This window comes from Neobacillus cucumis (assembly GCF_016908975.1).
Lineage (GTDB): Bacteria > Bacillota > Bacilli > Bacillales > Cytobacillaceae > Neobacillus > Neobacillus cucumis.
This window is the reverse complement of the sequence record NZ_JAFBEX010000056.1, coordinates 1-3,009: the sequence shown is the minus strand read 5'-3', so window position 1 is coordinate 3,009 and position 3,009 is coordinate 1. Positions and strand designations below refer to the sequence as shown.

Here is a 3,009-nt window from a genome sequence, read left to right as displayed (position 1 = left end):
TGTTATTGATATATTATATAGTCCATAAATTGACGGTATTAGGTGTCCGTAGTTTGACGGAATTACTGTCCGACCATATTTCTGAAAAAAGGGAGAATCATGATAATTCTCCCTCAATAACCCGTTTAACCATGTGATCATCTATTATTCGGAATCCGTTCTGTGACCCATAAAGTAAACAATGAGTACATAACTTATTTATGAGCCTTGCGGCTCCTCCAGAAAAACGGTGAATTTCATCTAATGCACCATCAGAAAAAAACTGCTGGTCTACTCCTGAATATTTTAGGTGCCTTGCTACATATTCTCCCACTTGAGCACGGTCATAATGTCCCAATTTGAACTGTATATCAATTCTTTGCCGTATCGCAGCGAATGATTGAAGACGAAGGCGATCCCAGAGTTCACTCTGACCAACAAGAATAAGTGCCATTGGACTTTGGGCATCCATTTTGAAGTTAAGCAGGAACCTAACCTCCTCAAGCATCTCTTTATCTAATAGGTGAGCTTCGTCTACTACAACCACAGGCTGAATACCACGGATTCCTCTCATCAATTCTATCTCCCGATGAAGTTGCCGTTTTGCATCACCTCTATAAAACTTTGCCTCTGAGCCTAATTGTTCAAGCAATCCTTTATAAAAGTGCCGAGGGGTCAATTTTGAATCAGACAAATAGAGTACTTGAAACTTCCCCTTATCAAGTCGATCTACAAACCTACGAATTGTTGTTGTTTTACCAGTGCCACAATCACCGGTTAAAACGGCAAACAGCTGTCTTTCTGCCGCATACTTTAGCCTCCCAAGAATTTCTTGCATCATAGGAGAATCATATAATTTATCGGTAGGGACATCCCTTGAAAAAGGCGTATTTTCCATTCCATAAGCAGCTTCAAACATTTTCTCCTCAATCCTCCTTCCAGATGGCACGGAAGGTGACTGCTGGTGTCAATTCAATTTGCCGTTCTTGATGTTTCTTTTCTGCTGCTTTTAATAGTCTAGATGAATTAGCTTCTTGTGCTTGAAGATGGGATGGTAATTCATTCCGTTTTCCAGCCTTTTCACCAATAACTAACTTTCGTGCTTTCCAAGGAGAATGCCCCTCATACTCTATAGTAAGTTCCTCAAGATCCGAAGGATCGTACACAATGTCAACTTGACGACCAATGAATGAAAGTCCAACTTCATATTTTTTATCCATGAAACTTATACAACCAGATTTATCTACTTTTCTGGTTTCGCAATGTAAGAAGGCATTTGCCAATGTATCGGGATCAATAAAATGAAGTGCTTTCTTATCACTGCGAAATGCCGTATGTGGACTGATTTTTTCACCAAGGGCTGAATGGGGTTTTTCCTGATAACACTCGGTAAGCCAAGATTGAAACAGTTCATTTAGTCTGTCTAACGTTTGTGGCTTTTCAAGTGTAACCTCACCTAAAAAAGAATCTATAACTCTATTAAACCGTTCAATCTTGCCTTTAGATTCTGGAGCATATGGTTTTGCGTATATAAGGCGGGTTCCCAGTTTAGAACAGGTACGAGACATCCACTTTGTTCTATATTGCTTTCCATTATCAAAGTAGACAGATTCTGGCACACCATATTTTTGTATTGCTTGTCGAAAAGCATCCTCCACAATCCTCGAATCAAGAGTTGGATAAAAGGCACCGTGTAAAACAAAACGTGTCGCGTCATCTATGATTGCTACAAGATATACCTGCTTTTTCGTTCCATTTGGGCCGATGGGTAAATACGGGCCATACTTAATGTCAGATTGCCATAGTTGATTACGATGCCTTTTTTGAAACCGTCTGGCAGCCACCCCTGATTGAGAATAAAGCTTCATATGTCTAGAACTATATCCTCTTTCGGTCAGTTTCTCTTGAAGAGTAGATCTTTTAAGTTGTCCAGGTTCTGCCAAACCCTCCCACTCAAGTATCTGAATGATTTGTGCAACACTACGGCTCGGTACTTCTTTACGAAGAAGAATAGCCTGTTCCATTAGATGCGAAGGAATCGCCTCTGATTTGCTATGAGAATTCTTGCCTTTAGGTTTTAACCCTCCAAAGCCTTCAGAACGAAATTGTGAAACATACCGTCTTATTGTTCTTTCAGAGAGACCGCTGGTCTTACATATCTGTTCCTTCAATTGCTTGGCCTTTCCAGCATCAAGGCCTGCTTCTAATAGAGGGGCAATAAGCTGGAATCTTTGTACTGCAGTATCTTCAACTTTTTTATAATTTCTCACGATAACACTCCTCTCAATGTGTTTATCATGAGTGTAAATCAACCATCTGCGGACAAAAATGCAGAACGGGTATGTAACCATAAATTTATATTTACAATGGGTCGGACAATTCTAGCCAGCCATCTGGAGGCATTGCCCACCAGTCGTCCTAGTCTTTGAAGTGCGGTCTCTGAATTTACGGACCTTAAATCCAAAGGGATATTTTCCTGTTTAGTTTGATGCATGATTGATATAAGACAACCGACCCAGTAATCTAGGAAACTTTTAAACCACTCATTCCAGCGAAAAAGTGTTGATTCATCTGCGGGTATATCGTGATTGGAGGGGTTCGAAAGAACCATCTCAATAGACTCTGAATCATATCTCTTATAGGGAACTAAGAAATCTGGTAATTCATGATGAATTCTTCCACAATTATCACATTTTAAACGCCGAATATTATAAACTTTTGTTTCCCCTGATCTTTCTTTTGATTTCCTATCTCTAGTCCCAATAACACTCATGCTTTTTCCACAACAGGGAGATGGAATCCTCCCCGCACCCCTAACTAAAAACTCCAAGGGTATTTTCAATAAGTTTGTAATCTGATACAATAATCACAGTTGTTTTTTGTGGGACGTCTCCCGTATAACTGTTGGCGCAGTTATACGCTATGGGAGGCGTCTTTTCCTTTCTCCGGATTTATACGTGGACATTATACTCGTCCACTTCCGGACAGGCAATACCTTCAACTATCGGTAATTTATGGGTGTCAAAAACA

Annotated in this window: 3 protein-coding genes; all 3 read right to left on the bottom strand. The window is 40.0% G+C overall.

Annotation, left to right across the window (positions count from 1 at the left end; all coding sequences use genetic code 11):
• Positions 1-97: 97 nt before the first annotated feature.
• The 3 genes from JOC76_RS29505 to JOC76_RS29495 are packed head-to-tail and all read right to left on the bottom strand — an operon-like array spanning position 98 to position 2,809.
• Entirely contained in the window at positions 98-898 is an 801-nt protein-coding gene (locus JOC76_RS29505; protein WP_205182334.1) for an ExeA family protein, read from the bottom strand.
• A 7-nt stretch (positions 899-905) separates the two neighbouring features.
• The gene (locus tag JOC76_RS29500; RefSeq protein ID WP_205182333.1) at positions 906-2,249 is read right to left on the bottom strand and encodes a DDE-type integrase/transposase/recombinase; all 1,344 of its coding nucleotides are present in this window, start codon (positions 2,247-2,249) and stop codon (positions 906-908) included.
• A gap of 38 nt (positions 2,250-2,287) precedes the next feature.
• A complete protein-coding gene (locus JOC76_RS29495) occupies positions 2,288-2,809 on the bottom strand; it encodes a DUF6431 domain-containing protein (RefSeq protein WP_275591438.1) in 522 nt (173 codons plus the stop codon).
• Positions 2,810-3,009 lie beyond the last annotated feature (200 nt).

Coding starts and splice junctions, on each gene's coding strand:
- JOC76_RS29505 (WP_205182334.1), bottom strand. CDS start 898: ATGTTTGAAGCTGCTTATGGAATGGAAAATACGCCTTTTTCAAGGGAT.